We start from the raw sequence: 16472 nt of genomic DNA, 5'->3' as shown, positions 1-16472 counted from the left end.
ATTTCGTGACAGCATGACGGGCGCGCCCACCCACTTCGACGAGTTGGAGACCCGTGCGCCCGAGGCGCGCGATGTGGCGCTCTTCGCGGCCCTGCGCGATCAGGTCCAGCGCCTCAAGACCTTGGCGAGCGGCTGGGCCGAGCGGCTGGAGGGGGTGGACCCGGCCACCCTGACCGACCGGACGGCCCTGGCGCGCTTGCCGGTCACCCGCAAGCACGACCTGATCGAACTGCAGAAGACGCTGCCGCCCTTCGGTGGACTGAACGCCGCCGGGCCGGGCGAGGCCGGGCGGATCTTCGTCTCGCCGGGACCGATCTTCGAGATGGAGGCGCGCGACAGCGACTACGGGCGGATCGCGCGCGCGCTCTTCGCCGCCGGCTTCCGGCCCGGCGAGGTCGTGCACAACTGCTTCGCCTATCACATGACCCCCGGCGGCTGGATCATGGACTGGGGCATCCGGGCGCTGGGCTGCGCCGTGATTCCGGCCGGAGTCGGCAATACCGAGCAGCAGGTGCAGGCCATCGCCCACCTGCGGCCCCAGGCTTGGTGCGGCACCCCCGACTATCTGAAGGTGCTGCTCGACAAGGGCGCCGAACAAAGCCTCGACCTGAGTTCGATCACCAAGGCCATGGTCTCCGGCGGCGCGCTCTTCCCCTCCCTGCGCCAGGAGTACGCCGAGCGCGGCGTCGCCGTGCGGCAGTGCTATGCAACCGCCGAGCTGGGGCTGGTCGCCTACGAGACCGGCGGACCGGGCGGCCCGAACGAGGGCATGGTGGTCGACGAGGGCGTGCTCCTGGAGATCGTACGCCCCGGCACCGGCGATCCCGTTGCGGAGGGCGAGGTCGGCGAGGTGGTGGCGACCAGCTTCAACCCGGCCTATCCCATGATCCGTCTAGCGACCGGCGACCTCTCGGCGCTGCTGCCGGGGCAGAGCGCCTGCGGCCGGACCAATCTGCGGATCAAGGGCTGGATGGGCCGGGCCGACCAGACCGCCAAGATCAAGGGCCTGTTCGTCCATCCCGAACAGGTGGCTGCCGTGGTCGCCCGCCACCCCCAGGTCGCCAAGGCCCGGCTGGTGGTCGACCGCCAGGGCGAGGCCGACCGCATGACCCTGCGCTGCGAGGTCACGACCTCCTACGAAGGCTTGCCGGAAAAGCTGGGCGAGACGCTGCAGTCGGTCTGCAAGCTGCGCGGAGAGGTTACCCTGCTGCATCCCGGCGAGCTGCCCAACGACGGTAAGGTGATCGAGGACGCCCGCAGCTATGAGTGACGGTTTCGCGCCGTTGCCCGGCCGCCGCCGTCGTGACTGACCGGGAGACGCCCGGCGCTGCCGGTTTAGAGACACCCGGCCCGCCCGATCCCGAGTGGTATCGCAGCTTCTTCACCGGTCTGGCGGTCGAGATGTGGCGCCAGGCCGTGCCCGATACCCGCGTCGCCGCCGAGGTGGATCTGGCCGCCGACCTGCTGGACCTGGACGAGGGCGACGCCGTTCTGGACGCGCCCTGCGGCACCGGACGCCATGCCCTGGAGCTGGCGGCGCGCGGCTATGCGCCCACCGCGATCGATCTCAGCAACGAGGCTCTGGAGGAGCTCCGGACGGCCGCCGCCGCGAGCGGCCTGGAGCTTGACCTGCGGCAGCTCGACCTGCGTGCGCTTCCCTTCGAAGGCCTGTTTCCAGGCGCGGTCTGCCTCGGCAACTCTTTCGGCTACTTTCCGCCGGACGGCTGCCGCTCGGTGCTGGAGGGCTTCGGACGCGCGCTAAGGCCCGGTGGCCGCCTGCTGCTGCATTCGGCCATGGCGGCTGAGTGCCTGCTGCCCGGTCTAGCGCCCCGGGTGGAGCTGCAGATCGGCGACGTGGCGGTGACGGTGGAGAACCGCTATCTGCCATTGGCCGGCCGCCTCGACACCCGCTACAGCCTGGCGCGCGGTGAGGAGCGGATGGTCCGCGATGCGAGCCACTGGGTCTTCACCATCGCCGAACTGGGCCGAATGATGACCGAGGCGAATCTGGCCGTCACCGCCCTTTTCGCCGACGGCGAGGGCGCCGATTTCATCCTGGGAGAGAGCGATGAGGTCTATTTCTTGGCGGAAAAGTATTTTAAATCAGATAGATAGGCGAAGATCGCATTTTTTTGTCGACTGTTGCCCAGAAAACACATTATCGCCTTAATTCGGGCCTGTACGAGCCACTTTCCAGAACCATATTCCTAGTCACGGAGACTTCCCCTCTCTGTCGAGGCTCCCAGCCGGCCTCTTATGCCCCCCAAAGCAGGCTGGAAGACGACCCGCCGGTCCCGACCCCCGGCGGGTCGTCGCCTTTTCAGGCCCCATCTATTCTGTGTCAGCGCCGGTACGGTCCTTGCGGGCCGTGCCCTTCGTGGTTCGACGGGCTCAGCATGAAGGGCGAGTCGTCCGTTCGGTCCACTCTCCATGAAGGATGAGGGGTGCCGCCGGTTCAACACACACCCGGCGCTTCATCCTGAGCTTGCCGAAGGGCCGCCCCCGATCGGCCGGTCAAGCGTGCGGCATCCCCTCCTTACCCCACCGCGCGTTCACCCCACCGCGCGTTGCGGTGGCTGGCTCTCGACGCGGGTGACCTCAACCTCGACGGACATCTCCAGGAAGTCGTCGGGCGCGCCGCTGTAGGTTCCCTGCAGGGGGATCGCCTGATTGGGGTCGCGGGCCACGCCGACGCGGATCAGGCGGCTGCCGCCGATCAGGCCGTTGGTCGGGTCGAACTCCACCCAGCCGGCGCCGGGCAGGTAGATCTGGACCCAAGCGTGAGTGTCGCCGGCGCCGCGGATCGCCGGCTCGATCGGCAGCGGTTGCGGCGTCGCCTCGGCGAGCGCCGTCGGCTCGCCCGGGACCGGCCCGGCCGGCGGAGTTTGCGGCGCCGGCTGGCAGGGGCCGGGTCCGCCGGCGCGCGACGTGCCTTGGCGGTCCAGGGCGGGATCGTAGAGGTAGCCGGTGACGAAGCGCGCGGCGAAGCCCAGGCTGCGCGCCGCCGACATCATGAAGAGCGCCAGATCGCGGCAGGACCCGCTGCCCAGCTCCAGCGTTTCCACCGGCGTCTGGGTGCCCAGGGCGTAGCGCCGCTGGTAGCCGAACTGGGCGCCGATGGCCTGGTTCATCTCGGTCAGCAGCACCTGGGTGTCGAGCGAGCTGCGCCCGTGAAAGAACCCTTTGACCCAGGCGTCGATCTTGCCCTCCGGATCGGGATAGTGCCGCTCGATGGTGCGCCCCAGGTCCGGCACCTCCTGCGAGGAATAGCTGAAGGGGTAGGTGCGGGCGTAGGGCTCCAGCGGGAACTCCGGCACGCCCTCCAGGCCGTAATGCTCGACCGTGATGCGCGAGTCGAAACGCAGTTCGGCGGCCGGCTTGGTGAAGCTGGCGATGGCGATGGAGTTCGAGAAGACGTCGTGCAGCCAGCGCACCTCGGCGTTCGGCGAGATGGTCAGGGCGGTGTCGACCAGCCGCAGGTCGTGGCTGTCGCGCGGCCGGAACATCAGGCGATGCTCGCCGAAGCGGACGGGCCGTGCATAGCGATAGACCGTCGTGTGACGGACCGACAGAGTGGTCATGCTCTCGTCTCGGCGCGCGTGCGCCCCTGTTGTCGCGAGCCTCCGTGACCGCCAGGAGGTCCCGCCGCGACCGTGATCGCGTCCCGACCCTACTGTGGGCCGGGCGGAGGGCAGGGACAAGATGGCTGGGCCTGAATGGCTGGCTCGGGTTGGAGATCGCGGGCCGGGGGAAAGCGGAGATCCCCCCGGTGCCGCTCGGGTTGCCATTCTTATCCGTCAAAAAATTAACCTTAACGTTAATCTCCTTGCGGAGGTGTCGCTGTGCGCGGCCTGGAGGCATCGCGCGGCCCGCTTTCTATCGCGGGACCACCCTTCGACAGGCTCGGGACGAAGAGGGCTCTCAAACGCGGCCCGTCATGCTGAGGGGCCGCGCAGCGGCGTTTCGGAGCTGCGGGCTCCGCACCAGAACGCTTGCACCAGAACCGGGCGCGCCAAGCCTTTTCACATTCCGATTTCTAGATATGATGGTGGGGCCGGCGGCTTTCACCTCCCGAGATCGCCCGTCGAGAGGCCGGGAACGCCGGACCGGTCTCGTCCCGCCCCCTGCCGAGGAAGCCGCCGATGTCCGCCCCGATCCAGCTCCAAATCCCGACCGCCAGAACCGTGCTGCCCCTTGCTGTCTCCCTCCTGGCCGCGTCTCTTCTGACCGCCGCCCCGGCCGCGGCCAGCGAGCAGATCGCCGATCAGTATCCGCAGTCCGTCCTCTATCAGAAGCCGGTGGAGGTGATTCCCCACGTCTGGTCGGCGATCGGCGCCACCGCGCCGCCGACCTACGAGAACTCGGGGCACAACAACAACCTCTCCTTCCTCGTCACCGGCGCGGGCGTGATCGTGATCAACGCCGGCGCCTGCGCCCAGCTCGCCGAGGCGCTGCATGAGGAGATCAGGCAGATCACCGACGAGCCGGTGCGGCTGGTGATCAACGAGAACGGCCAGGGCCACGCCATGCTGGGCAACAGCTACTGGGCCGGGCAGCAGGTGCCGATCCTGGCGCAGAGCTACGCCGCCGCCGAGTTCGAAGCCCATGGCGGCGACATCCTGGCGCGTATGCAGGACTACAACCGCGACAAGGCGGAGGGCACCGACCTGCAGGGTCCGACCGAGACCTTCGAGGACGAGAAAGTCATCGAGATGGGCCGCTTTCGGGTCGAGGTGAAGAACCTGGGGCCGGCCCACGCGCCCGGCGACATCGTCGTCTGGCTGCCGGAGCAGAGCCTGGTCATCTCCGGCGACATGGCCTTCCACGAACGCCTGCTGCCGATCTTCGAGGACACGGACACCGCCGCCTGGCTGGACAGCTGGGAGGGCTTCGAGGCGCTGGAGGCGACCTACGTCATCCCCGGCCACGGCCACCCGACCAACATGGACCAGGTGCGCCGCTACACGAAGGACTACCTGGTCCACCTGCGCGGCGAGATCCGCACACTGATCGACGCCGGCGGCAGCCTGAAAGAGGCCTACTACGTCGACCAGGCCGCCTTCGCCCACCTGGACACCTTCGAGCAGTTGGCGACCCGGAATGCGGGGCGCGTGTTCGAGCAGATGGAGTGGGAGTAGGGCAGGTCCGGCAGATTCGGCGTCTGGCTAAGCTGCGCGACCGGCTATAGTCGCGCCGGACGATAGTTAGGTCGAACGCGCGGGATCGGGAGGGGGACTTGGCGCCGAAGATGGAGTTCTGGTTCGAGTTCGCCTCGACCTATTCCTACCTCTCGGTGATGCGGCTGAGCGATCTGGCCCGCGACCGGGGCGTTTCCGTCGCCTGGCGTCCCCTGCTGTTGGGGCCGATCTTCGCGGAGCAAGGTTTGACTACCTCGCCCTTCAACCTCTATCCGGGGAAGGGTGCCTACATGTGGCGGGACATGGAACGCCGCGCCGCCAAGTTCGGCATTCCCTTCAGACGCCGCGCGCCGGGAGACTCGGTGCCCTTCCCGCAGAACGGCCTCAAGGCCGCCCGCCTCGCGCTGATCGGCCTGGACGCGGACTGGGGGCAGGCTTTCTGCCGCAGCGTCTTCCAGGCTCAATTCGTCGAGGGCGCCGACATCTCCGACGAAGGCCTGCTCGGCAAGCTTGCGGACCAGGCGGGCGCCCCGGCCGACGCGACCACGCAGGCCAACGCCGAGGTCAACAAGCTGCGTCTCCGAGACTCTGTCGAGGACGCCAAGACCAAGGGCCTCTTCGGCGCGCCCTCCTTCGTCGTCGGCGAGGAACTCTTCTGGGGCGACGACCGCCTGGAAGATGCCTTGGACTGGGCGGCTATCCGGCAGCTGAGCTCTTAGAGTTGGCGCGTGGTTTCGCTCTCACGCCGACGTGAACTTCTACCCTCGCCCCCATAGCGGGTCCTTGATCCCTTCCAGCATCGCCTTGTGCGCCTCCAGCTCCTCTGCCGTGGCGGCGTGGGGGCGCGGCTCGCGGCGCGGCTTCGTACCGGCGCTGTCGAGTGACACCAGCGTAGGTCCGCCGCCTTGGCGGCTGCCGGCGCGCTCGTCGGCGAGGCTGAGGCCGGGTTGGCGGCCGCCCTTGAGTTCCAGGTAGACCTCGGCCAGCAGTTCGCAGTCCAGCAGGGCGCCGTGGTAGCTCCGCGAGGAGTTGTCGATCTCGAAGCGGCGGCAGAGGGCGTCGAGGGAGTTGGGAGAGCCGGGGAAGCGCTGGCGCGCCATCGCCAGGGTGTCGATCACGGGGTTGGGCAGCTCGGGCTTGCCCAGGCGCAGCAGCTCGGCCTTCAGGAAGCCCAGGTCGAAGGCGGCGTTGTGGGCGACGATGGCGGCATCGCCCAGGAACTCCAGGAAGCCCTCGGCCACCGCCGCGAACTTCGGCTTGCCCTCCAGGAAGGCGTTGTCGATGCCATGGACGCGGCGCGCGTCCTCCTCCACCTCGCGCTCGGGGTCGATGTACTCGCGCCAGGAGCGGCCGGTCGCCATGTGGTTGACCAGCTCCAGCGCCGCCAGCTCGATGACCCGGTGGCCCTGCAGCGGGTCGAGGCCCGTGGTCTCGGTATCCAGCACGATCTCGCGCATTCTCTCAGGCCTCTCGATTCGGCTTCATGGGCCGCCGGCCGGCGACGGGACCTCCGGCGGTCACGCGCCCCGCGCGCAGCCCGCTTTCGGGCGGCCAGGCGCGGCCCCGATAGGTGGCGGCAAGTCTCGCAATGCCGCGGAGTCGCCGCAAGGTATCGGCCTTGCCCAGGCCGGTCTGGACCAGGACGTCGGCGCGGCGGCGCTTCTCGGCGTCGGGCAACTGCTTGGCCTTGATGGCGGCGAAGGTCTCCGGCGTCATGCCGGGCCGGCGCAGCACCCGCTGGGCCTGCAGCCAGGCCGGGGCGGTGACCACGACCACCGCGTCGCAGAGGGCTTCCCCGCCGGTCTCGTAGAGCAGTGGAATGTCGAGGATCGCGACCGCGGCGTCGAGGCGCTGCTGCCGGGCCAGGAAGCGCAGCGCCTCCGCCCGCACCAGGGGGTGCAGGAGCGTCTCCAGCCGCTTCAGCGCGGCGCCGTCGCGGAAGACCTGAGCGCCCAGCGCCCGGCGGTCGATGCCGCCGTCCGGCGCCGCGACGTCTGGAAAGGCCGCCAGCACCGGGGCCACGGCCGCGCCGCCGGCGGCCAGCAGGCGATGCACGGCGGCGTCGGCATCATGCACCGGCAGGCCCAGGCGGCGCAGCAAGGCGGCCGCCGTGGACTTGCCCATGCCGATGGAGCCGGTCAGGCCCAGCACGAACACGGCGGCGTCATCCTCCCTAGTTTCTATCCCGGCGTCCGGTTGCGAGTCCGGACTTCGCCGTTTGGCCACAACTCCGCCGTTTGTTCCGACAACCGACATTGGGGTTTGGCCCGAACCCGGCCTTCAGTCTAGAACCTCCGCCGATGGCCGCACTCTTTTCCGTCGATACCCGCGGGTGGCGCGAGGCCCTAGCCGTGTACCGCACGCGGCGTCAGCTCGTCATCTTCCTGATGGGCTTTTCCAGCGGGCTGCCGCTGCTGCTGGGCTTTTCCACCCTGTCCTTCTGGCTGCGCGAGGCCGATGTCGGGCTGGCGGCCATCGGCGGGCTGCTGACCGTCGCCACGCCCTACAGCCTGAAATTCGTCTGGGCGCCGCTGCTCGACCATGTGCGCCTGCCGTTCCTGACCCGCTGGTTCGGCCTGCGCCGGGGCTGGCTGCTGCTGATCCAGCTTCTGCTGATCGGCTCCATCGTGCTGGTGGGGCAGGGCGATCCGGCGCAGTCGCTCGGCTTCCTGGCGCTGGCGGCGGTGCTGATGGCCTTCCTCTCGGCCAGCCAGGACATCGTGATCGACGCCTACCGGATCGAGATCCTGGCAGACCACGAGCAGGGGGCCGGCGCCGCCATGACCCAGGCGGGCTACCGGGTCGGGCTGCTGGCCGCGGGCGCGGGCGCGCTGGCCCTGGCCGACTTCATCGCCTGGTCCTGGGTCTACGCGATCATGGCCGGGCTGATCGGCATCGGCATCCTGGGCACCCTGATCGGGGCGGAGCCGGTCAACCGCCGCCCGCCGCCGCCGAAACAGCCGGCGGCCTGGCTGCGCCACGCGGCGGTCGATCCCCTGACCGACTTCACCAAACGGCGCGGCTGGCTGGTGATCCTGGCCTTCGTGCTGCTCTACAAGTACGGCGACGCGGTGGCCGGGGCGATGGCCAACCCCTTCTACTTCGACCTGGGCTTTTCCGGGGTGGAGATCGCCAGCGTGACCAAGGTCTTCGGCGTGGTCATGACCATGCTGGGCGTATTCGCCGGCGGTCTGCTGGTGGCGCGGCTCGGCATCCTGCCGGCCCTGGCGATCGGCGGCGTGCTGCAGGCCGCGACCAACCTGATCTTCGCCTGGCTGGCCACCCAGGGGCATGACCTGCGGGCCCTGGCGATTGCGGTGGGGGCGGACAACTTCACTGGCGGGTTGGGCTCGGCGGCCTTCGTCGCCTACCTCTCGTCGCTCTGCAACCTGGCCTTCACGGCGACCCAGTACGCGCTGCTGACCTCGCTGATGGCCTTCGGCCGCACGGTGCTGGCCGCCAACGCGGGCTGGTTCGCCGAATGGCTCGGCTGGCCGGGTTTCTTCCTCGCCACAACCCTGCTGGCGATTCCGGCCCTGCTGCTGCTCTGGCATCTCGCGCGGCTCTATCCGATCCGGAAGCCGCCGAGCGGCACGCAAAACGCCACGGAGCCTGCCGGGTAGATCTTCGGCCGACGAAGATCCCACGCTCGATCCGACCTCTCGCAAAACGCCCGTAACACTCCCAGTTTAAGCTCCGTGCTTTTCGTGCTGCAATGCAGCATGTTTTTCCCGGAGCCCAAGGAGCCTTCATGTCCGTCCGCCATCTCGACAAGCTTTTCGCCCCGCGCTCGATCGCGCTGATCGGGGCGAGCAACCGCGAGAAGTCGGTGGGGCAGGTCGTGGCCCGCAACCTCTTCCACAGCGGCTTCGCCGGGCCGGTCATGCCGGTCAATCCCAAGGCCGAGGCGGTCGAGGGCGTGCTGGCCTATCCCGATGTGGCGGGGCTGCCCTTCGCGCCGGACCTGGCGGTGATCTGCACGCCGCCCGACACGGTGGCCGGACTGGTCGGCGAGCTGGGCGCGCGCGGCACCAAGGCCTGCGTGGTGATCACCGCCGGCTTCGGCGAGGGCGGCGACGAGGAGGGGCACCGGCGCCGGCAGGCGGTGCTGGACGCGGCGCAGCCCCACACCCTGCGGCTGGTCGGACCGAACTGCGTCGGCATGATGGTGCCGCCGCTGGGGCTCAACGCCAGCTTCGCCCATATCGGCGCGAAGAGCGGCAATCTCGCCTTCCTCACCCAGTCGGGCGCCATGGTCACGGCCATGCTGGACTGGGCGACGCCGCGCGGCATCGGCTTTTCCAAGGTGGTCTCGCTCGGCGACATGGCCGACGTGGACTTCGGCGACCTGCTGGACTACCTGGCCAACGACCGCGACACCCGCGCGATCCTGCTCTACGTCGAGGCCGTGACCCACGCCCGCAAATTCATGTCGGCGGCGCGGGCGGCGGCGCGGGCCAAGCCGGTGATCGTGATCAAGGGCGGCCGCCACGCCGAGGGCATGAAGGCGGCGGCCAGCCACACCGGCGCCCTGGCCGGCTCCGACGCCGTCTACGACGCGGCCTTCAAGCGGGCCGGCATGCTGCGGGTCTATACCCTGGAGGAGCTGTTCGACGCCGCCGAGACCCTGTCCAACAGCGCGCGCCAGGCCCGCACGGTGGGCGAGCGCCTGGCGATCCTGACCAACGGCGGCGGGCTCGGCGTGCTCGCCACCGACGCCCTGATCGAGGGCGGCGGCAAGCTGGCCGAGCTGTCGCCGGACACCCTGACCCTCCTGGACGGCGTCCTGCCGGAGACCTGGAGCCGGGGCAACCCGGTCGACATCATCGGCGATGCGCCGGGCGAGCGCTACGAGGCGGCGCTGGCCGGCCTGCTGGCCGACCGGCAGGTCGACGCGGTGCTGGTGATGAACTGCCCGGTCGCGGTCGCCGATCCGCTGGACGCCGCGACCTCCGTGGTCAAGGCGATCGAGGAGGCCGGGGGGCGCCGCAAGCCGGTCTTCACCGCCTGGCTGGGCGAGAACGCGCCGCAGGCGGCGCGGCGGCTCTTCGCCGAAAAAGCCCTGCCGAGCTATCCAACGCCAGAACAGGCCGTGCGCGCCTTCATGCATCTGGTCCGCTACCGCCGGAACCAGGAACTGCTGATGGAGACGCCGGATTCGGTGCCGGCCCACGTCGATCCGGACCAGGACACCGTGCGGAGCCTGCTGGAGGGTGCCCTGGTGGAGGGCCGGGAGTGGCTGACCGAGCCGGAGGCCAAGCGGGTCCTGGCCGCCTACGGCATTCCCACCGTGCAGACCCGCGAGGTGGCCGACGCCGAGACGGCGCTGGCCGCGGCGGAGGAGCTGGGCTTTCCGGTGGCGCTGAAGATCCTCTCGCCCGACATCACCCACAAGTCCGACGTCGGCGGCGTCAAGCTGGACATCGAGAGCGCCGAACAGTTGCAGCGCGAGACGGCCCGCATGCTGCGCCGCTGCCAGGAGGCCCAGCCCGACGCCCGCATCACCGGCTTTACCGTGCAGCAGATGGCGCGGCGGCCCGGCGCTCACGAGTTGATCCTGGGCATCGTCGAGGACCTGCAGTTCGGCCCGGTCGTGCTGTTCGGCGCGGGCGGCACGGCGGTCGAGGTCATCAAGGACAAGGCGCTGGCTCTTCCGCCGCTGAACATGACCCTGGCCCGCGCGATGATCGGCGAGACCCGGATCCACGGCCTGCTGCAGGGCTACCGCGACCAGCCGGCGGCCGATCAGGACGCCATCGCCCGCGCCCTGATCGACCTCGCCCGCTTGGCCGCCGATTTTCAGGAAATCGTGGAGATCGACATCAACCCGCTGCTCGCCGACGCCGAAGGCGTGCTGGCGCTGGACGCGCGGGTCAAGGTGCAGGCGGCGCCCGACGCCTCGCGCCGCCCCGCCTGGCGGCTGGCGATCCGGCCCTATCCGAAGCACCTGGAGCAGGATGGCGAGATGCGCGACGGCACGGCGGTCAAGCTGCGCCCCGTGCGGCCGGAGGACGAGGCCGCGTTGGTCGAGACCTACAGCAAGATGACGGCGGACGACGTGCACATGCGCTTCTTCCACTACATGAAGGCGCTGGACCACGAGTCGGCGGCGCGGCTGACCCAGATCGACTACAACCGCGAAATGGCGCTGGTCGCCGAGCCGGCCGACCAGCCCGGCGAGATCTGGGGCGTGGTGCGCGTCGCCGCCGATCCCGACAACGCCCGCGCCGAATACGCCGTCTCCGTGCGCTCTGAACTGAAGGGCCGAGGACTCGGCTACCTGCTGATGCGGCGCATCCTGGCCTACGCCGAGGAGCGCGGCATCGGCGAGGTCTGGGGCGACGTCCTCTCCGAGAACGAGCGCATGCTGCAGATGAACCAGGAGCTGGGCTTCACCCTCTCGCGCCACGCCGACGACCCGGGGGTCGTCCGCGTGGTCAAGAAGCTGAACTGACCGGTCTTCGCGCTACAACGCTCGTCACGCTACTCGGCCGCTTCCTTGTAGGCCTCCAGCGGCGGGCAGGTGCAGACCAGGTGGCGGTCGCCATGGGCGTTGTCGACGCGGCCGACCGGCGCCCAGTACTTGTCCTGCTTCAGCGAGTCGACCGGAAAGGCCGCCTGGGCGCGGCTGTAGGGGTGGGCCCAGCCCGCCGCCGTGACCTCGGCCAGGGGATGCGGCGCGTTGACCAGCGGGTTGTCCTCGGCCGGCAGCCGCCCGGCGGCCACCGCGTCGGCCTCCGCCTTGATCGCCAGCATGGCCTGGCAGAAGCGGTCCAGCTCGCGCATCGCCTCGGATTCGGTCGGCTCGATCATCATGGTGCCGGCGACCGGCCAGGACATGGTCGGGGCGTGGAAGCCGAAGTCGATCAGACGCTTGGCTACGTCGTCCACGGTGATGCCGGCCTCGTCCTTCAGGACGCGGGTGTCGATGATGCACTCATGCGCGACCAGACCGTCCGGCCCGCTGTAGAGCACCGGATAGGCGGCCGAGAGCTGTTTGGCCATGTAGTTGGCGCTCAGGATCGCGAGCTGGGTGGCGCGGGTCAGGCCCGGTCCGCCCATCATGGCGATATAGGCCCAGGAGATCGGCAGGATCGAGGACGAACCCCAGGGCGCCGCCGAGACCGTGCCGATGGTACCCGCCTCGCCCGCCGCCGGATTGACCCCGGCGACCACGGGATGATCCGGCAGGAAGGGGGCCAGGTGGCTCTTGACGCCGATCGGCCCCATGCCCGGGCCGCCGCCGCCATGCGGAATGCAGAAGGTCTTGTGCAGGTTCATGTGGCTGACGTCGGCGCCGATCTCCGCCGGGCGCGCGATGCCGACCAGGGCGTTGAGGTTGGCGCCGTCCATGTAGACCTGTCCGCCATGGTCGTGGACCGCCTGGCAGATCTCCTTGATCGCCGCCTCGAAGACGCCATGGGTCGAGGGGTAGGTGACCATCAGGGCCGCCAGCCGCGCGCCATGCTCGCTCGCCTTGGCCTTCAGGTCCGTCAGGTCGATGTTGCCGCTCTCGTCGCAGTCGACCAGGACGACCCGCATGCCTGCCATCACCGCGCTGGCCGGATTGGTGCCGTGCGCCGAGGTCGGTATCAGGCAGACGTCGCGCTCCGGCTCGCCCCGGCTGCGGTGGTACTTGCGGATGGTCAGCAGGCCGGCGTACTCGCCCTGGCTGCCGGCGTTGGGCTGCAGGGAGACGGCGTCGAAGCCGGTGATCTCGCAGAGCCAGGCCTCCAGCTCCTCGAAGAGCTGCTGATAGCCCTGGGTCTGGTCGAGCGGGGCGAAGGGATGGATGTGCGCGAAGTTGCGCCAGGTCACCGGCATCATCTCGGCGCTGGCGTTCAGCTTCATGGTGCAGGAGCCGAGCGGGATCATCGCCCGGTCCAGGGCTATGTCCTTCTCGGCCAGGCGCCGCAGGTAGCGCAGCATCTCCGTCTCGCCGTGGTAGAGGTGGAAGACCTCGTGGTCGAGGAAGGAGGACTTGCGGCTTAGCACCCCCGGTAAGGCATCCTCGACGGCGGCGTCCAGTTCCTCGATGTCCAGGCGGACGTCGGCATCGGCGGCGAAGACCCGCCAGAGCGCCTCGATCTCCTCCCGCCGCGTGGTCTCGTCCAGGGAGATGCCCAGGGTGTGGGCGTCGACCTCGCGCAAGTTCATCTTGGCGTCGCGTGCGCGCATCAGCAGGGTCTGCGCGCGGTTCGGGACCTTGATCCGCAGCGTGTCGAAGTAGCTTTCCGTCTCGATCTCGCAGCCCAGGCGGCGCAGGCCCTCGGCCAGGATCGCGGTGAAGCGGTGGACGCGGCGGGCGATGGTCGTGAGGCCGTCGGGACCGTGGTAGACGGCGTACATGCCGGCGATCACCGCCAGCAGCACCTGCGCCGTGCAGATGTTGCTGGTCGCCTTCTCCCGCCGGATATGCTGCTCGCGGGTCTGCAGGGCCATGCGCAGCGCCGGCCGGCCGAAGCGGTCCACCGACACGCCGATGATGCGGCCCGGCGTCTGGCGCTTGTAGGCGTCCTTGGTCGCCATGAAGGCGGCGTGGGGGCCGCCGTAGCCCATCGGCACGCCGAAGCGCTGGGCCGAGCCGATGCAGACGTCGGCGCCCCAGTCCCCCGGCGGGGTCAGCAGGGTCAGCGCCAGCAGGTCGGTGGCGGCGATGGCCAGGCCCTTCTGGGCATGGACCGCCTCGACCGCCGGGCGGTAGTCGCGGATCTCCCCGCTGGAGCCGGGATACTGCAGCAGCAGGCCGAACAGCCCGGTGTCGGGCAGGTCGCTCAGCGGATCGCCGACGATCACCTCGATGCCCAGCGGCTCGGCGCGGGTCTGCACCACGGCGCGGGTCTGCGGGTGGCAATCCCGGTCGACGAAGAAGGTGCTGCCCTTGGCTTTGGCAACCCGGCGCGCCAGGGTCATGGCTTCCGCCGCCGCCGTCGCCTCGTCCAGCAGCGAGGCGTTGGCGATTTCCAGCCCGGTCAGGTCGATGACCATCTGCTGGTAGTTCAACAGTGCCTCGAGCCGGCCTTGGCTGACTTCCGCCTGGTAGGGCGTGTAGGCCGTGTACCAGGCCGGGTTCTCCAGGATGTTGCGCTGGATCACGCCCGGCGTGACGGTGCCGTAGTAGCCCATGCCGATCATCGAGGTGAGGACTTTGTTGCGGTCGGCCATCTCGCGCAGGCGATGCAGCGCTTCCCGCTCGCTCAGCACCGGTGGCAGCTCGAGCGGCCGCTCCATGCGGATCTGGCTCGGCACCGCCTTGTCGATCAGCGCCTCCAGGCTGTCGAGGCCCAGGTCGGACAGCATCTTGGCGATCTGCGGTTCACCCGGCCCGATGTGGCGGCGGACGAAGTCGTCGCGCTGCTCCAGCTGGCTGAGGGAGGGGCGGGCGCTTTGGCGGCTCGACTGGGCTTGATCCTGCAAGGCGTGATCCTCGTGACGGAGAAAGAGGGAAGCTGCCGGCTCAGTCGAGCCCGGCGCAGTAGTCCTTGTAAGCGGCGGCATCCATCAGTTCGCCGAGCTCCGCCGGGTCGCCGAGCTTCAGCTTGAAGAACCAACCGTCGCCTTCGGGAGCGCTGTTCACCAGGCCCGGTTCGTCGGTCAGGGCCTCGTTGATCTCGATCACCTCGCCGGAAACGGCGGCATAGACCTCGCTGGCGGCCTTCACGGATTCGACGGTTGCGGCCTCGGCGCCCTGCTCCAGGGTCGCGCCGGCCTCGGGCAGATCGACGAAAACGACGTCGCCGAGCTGCTCCTGCGCGTAGTTGGTGATGCCGACCGTGGCGGCTTCCCCCTCGACGCGCACCCATTCGTGGTCGCCGGTGTATTTCGTTTCGCTCATGACTTGCCCCCTCTCGATCCCGATTACTTTGCGTAACGCTGTTGCACGAAGGGCAGCCCGGCCACCGTGACCGGAAGCTGCTTGCCCCTGACCTCTGCGAAAAGCTTGTTGCCCGGCGCGGCCAGAGCGGTCGTGACGTAGCCCATGGCGACCGGGCCGCCGACCGTCGGGCCGAAGCCGCCACTGGTCACGACGCCGGCGAACTGGCCCTCGCCGTCGGACAGCCTGGCGCCCTCGCGAACCGGCGCGCGGCCCTCGGGCCTGAGACCAACGCGGCGGCGCGGCGGACCTTCGGCCAGTTGGCGCTGGATCATCTCCGCGCCCGGAAAGCCGCCCTCGGCGCGACGCCGCTTGCCGATGGCCCAGGTCAGGCCGGCCTCGACCGGCGTGGTCTCCGGTGTCAGATCGTGGCCGTAGAGACAGAGCCCGGCCTCCAGCCGCAGGGAATCGCGTGCGCCCAGCCCGGCCGGTGCGACCTCCGGCTCGGCCAGCAGCTCGCGGGTCACCGCCTCGGCCCGGTCGGCCGGCAAGGAGATTTCGAAGCCGTCCTCGCCGCTGTAGCCCGAACGGCTGATCAGCGCCGGCACGCCGGCCAGATCCATCTCGGCGATGGACAGGAAGCTCAGCCCGGCCGCTGCGGGCGCATGGCGGGTCAGCGCCTGCACCGCCTGGGGGCCTTGCAGGGCGATCAGCGCCCGGTCGGTCAGCTCCGTGACCGAGATGCCCGGCAGGTTGGCGCGCAGGTACGCGATATCGGCGGTCTTGCAGGCCGCGTTGACCACGATGAAGAGCCGGTCGGGCAAGCGCGCGACGATCAGGTCGTCCAGGATCCCGCCGGCCTCGTTGGTGAAGAAGCCGTAGCGCTGCCGTCCGACTCCGAGTTTCCGCAGCTCGCCCGGAACCAGGCGTTCCAGGGCGATGTCGGCGTCCTCTCCGGTCAGCTCGACCTGTCCCATATGGGAAACGTCGAACAGCGCGGCCGAGTCCCGGCAGAGCTTGTGTTCGGCCATGATACCGGCCGGATACTGCACCGGCAGCAGATAGCCAGCGAAATCGACCAGCTTGCCGCCAAGCTCCCGATGCAGCGCGAGAAGGGGTGTCGGGAGAGCCTCGGCTCTCTCCTGAGTGACGGTCGCAACAGGATCGGTCATCGGGTTCGGTACGAATCCTTCAGGAGCCTCGAAAGGTCCACCGGCCTCTGTGGCCGGCGGTTCGAAGCCCCCTCTGTCACCGAACCTGAGAGATTGGCCGCCTCGCGCGAAAGCTCGGCGGCTTTACCCCTTCGGTGGGGCCCGCCCCCGTCTTACAGGGCAGACCCGCTCTCCAGAGGCGCCGTGTCAGACTCGCCCGGTCCGTTTGCCTGAGAGATTCCGGGGCGGTTGCTCCTTCGGCGTCGGGTCCGCGACCGTAATGACGGGCGGCCCGATCTCTCCCAGGCGAGGCTCTAACGACGCAGGAGGGAGAGTAAGGATCGAGCCCGGGAAGTCAATTGGAACACC

Annotated in this window: 12 protein-coding genes and 2 riboswitches; of the genes, 6 read left to right on the top strand and 6 right to left on the bottom strand. The window is 69.4% G+C overall.

Annotation, left to right across the window (positions count from 1 at the left end; genetic code table 11):
* Positions 1–13 precede the first annotated feature (13 nt).
* Positions 14–1270, top strand: a complete 1257-nt coding sequence (locus DBZ32_RS00765; protein ID WP_119165217.1) for a phenylacetate--CoA ligase family protein — start codon at positions 14–16, stop codon at positions 1268–1270.
* 32 nt (positions 1271–1302) lie between these two features.
* A complete protein-coding gene (locus DBZ32_RS00760; protein ID WP_208539058.1) occupies positions 1303–2115 on the top strand; it encodes a class I SAM-dependent methyltransferase in 813 nt (270 codons plus the stop codon).
* A gap of 437 nt (positions 2116–2552) precedes the next feature.
* Here the strand turns inward: DBZ32_RS00760 and DBZ32_RS00755 are convergent, their stop codons facing one another.
* A complete protein-coding gene (locus tag DBZ32_RS00755) occupies positions 2553–3581 on the bottom strand; it encodes a transglutaminase family protein (RefSeq protein WP_119165215.1) in 1029 nt (342 codons plus the stop codon).
* 561 nt (positions 3582–4142) lie between these two features.
* On the opposite strand from DBZ32_RS00755, the gene DBZ32_RS00750 reads away from it, so the two are divergent.
* Together DBZ32_RS00750 and DBZ32_RS00745 are read left to right on the top strand one after the other, a co-directional pair.
* Entirely contained in the window at positions 4143–5138 is a 996-nt protein-coding gene (locus DBZ32_RS00750) for an MBL fold metallo-hydrolase (RefSeq protein ID WP_119165214.1), read from the top strand.
* 98 nt (positions 5139–5236) lie between these two features.
* Positions 5237–5857, top strand: coding sequence for a 2-hydroxychromene-2-carboxylate isomerase (locus DBZ32_RS00745; protein ID WP_208539057.1), 621 nt, complete (start codon positions 5237–5239; stop codon positions 5855–5857).
* A 39-nt stretch (positions 5858–5896) separates the two neighbouring features.
* Here the strand turns inward: DBZ32_RS00745 and dnaQ are convergent, their stop codons facing one another.
* Positions 5897–6595 carry a DNA polymerase III subunit epsilon gene (gene dnaQ, locus DBZ32_RS00740; RefSeq protein ID WP_119165212.1) on the bottom strand — a complete coding sequence of 233 codons (699 nt, stop codon included), beginning with the start codon at positions 6593–6595 and terminating at the stop codon, positions 5897–5899.
* Between the two features lie 4 nt (positions 6596–6599).
* A complete protein-coding gene (gene coaE / locus DBZ32_RS00735; RefSeq protein WP_119165211.1) occupies positions 6600–7295 on the bottom strand; it encodes a dephospho-CoA kinase in 696 nt (231 codons plus the stop codon).
* 143 nt (positions 7296–7438) lie between these two features.
* Here coaE and DBZ32_RS00730 point away from each other — a divergent pair, with 143 nt between their 5' ends.
* Positions 7439–8761, top strand: coding sequence for an AmpG family muropeptide MFS transporter (locus DBZ32_RS00730; protein WP_119165210.1), 1323 nt, complete (start codon positions 7439–7441; stop codon positions 8759–8761).
* A gap of 128 nt (positions 8762–8889) precedes the next feature.
* Positions 8890–11592, top strand: coding sequence for a bifunctional acetate--CoA ligase family protein/GNAT family N-acetyltransferase (locus DBZ32_RS00725; protein ID WP_119165209.1), 2703 nt, complete (start codon positions 8890–8892; stop codon positions 11590–11592).
* A 29-nt stretch (positions 11593–11621) separates the two neighbouring features.
* Here the strand turns inward: DBZ32_RS00725 and gcvP are convergent, their stop codons facing one another.
* The 3 genes from gcvP to gcvT are packed head-to-tail and all read right to left on the bottom strand — an operon-like array spanning position 11622 to position 16124.
* Entirely contained in the window at positions 11622–14555 is a 2934-nt protein-coding gene (gene gcvP / locus DBZ32_RS00720; RefSeq protein WP_235829937.1) for an aminomethyl-transferring glycine dehydrogenase, read from the bottom strand.
* A gap of 40 nt (positions 14556–14595) precedes the next feature.
* Positions 14596–14973, bottom strand: a complete 378-nt coding sequence (gene gcvH, locus DBZ32_RS00715) for a glycine cleavage system protein GcvH (protein WP_119165207.1) — start codon at positions 14971–14973, stop codon at positions 14596–14598.
* Positions 14974–14996: 23 nt separating this feature from the next.
* Positions 14997–16124 (bottom strand): glycine cleavage system aminomethyltransferase GcvT, encoded by a 1128-nt coding sequence (gcvT, locus tag DBZ32_RS00710; RefSeq protein WP_119165206.1) that lies wholly within the window; start codon positions 16122–16124, stop codon positions 14997–14999.
* 63 nt (positions 16125–16187) lie between these two features.
* Positions 16188–16310, bottom strand: a riboswitch (glycine riboswitch).
* Position 16311: 1 nt separating this feature from the next.
* Positions 16312–16418, bottom strand: a riboswitch (glycine riboswitch).
* Positions 16419–16472 lie beyond the last annotated feature (54 nt).

The organism is Algihabitans albus (assembly GCF_003572205.1).
In the GTDB taxonomy this organism is placed as follows: domain Bacteria; phylum Pseudomonadota; class Alphaproteobacteria; order Kiloniellales; family DSM-21159; genus Algihabitans; species Algihabitans albus.
Note: the sequence above shows the minus strand (reverse complement) of the source record. Positions and strands in the feature narration are given on the sequence as shown.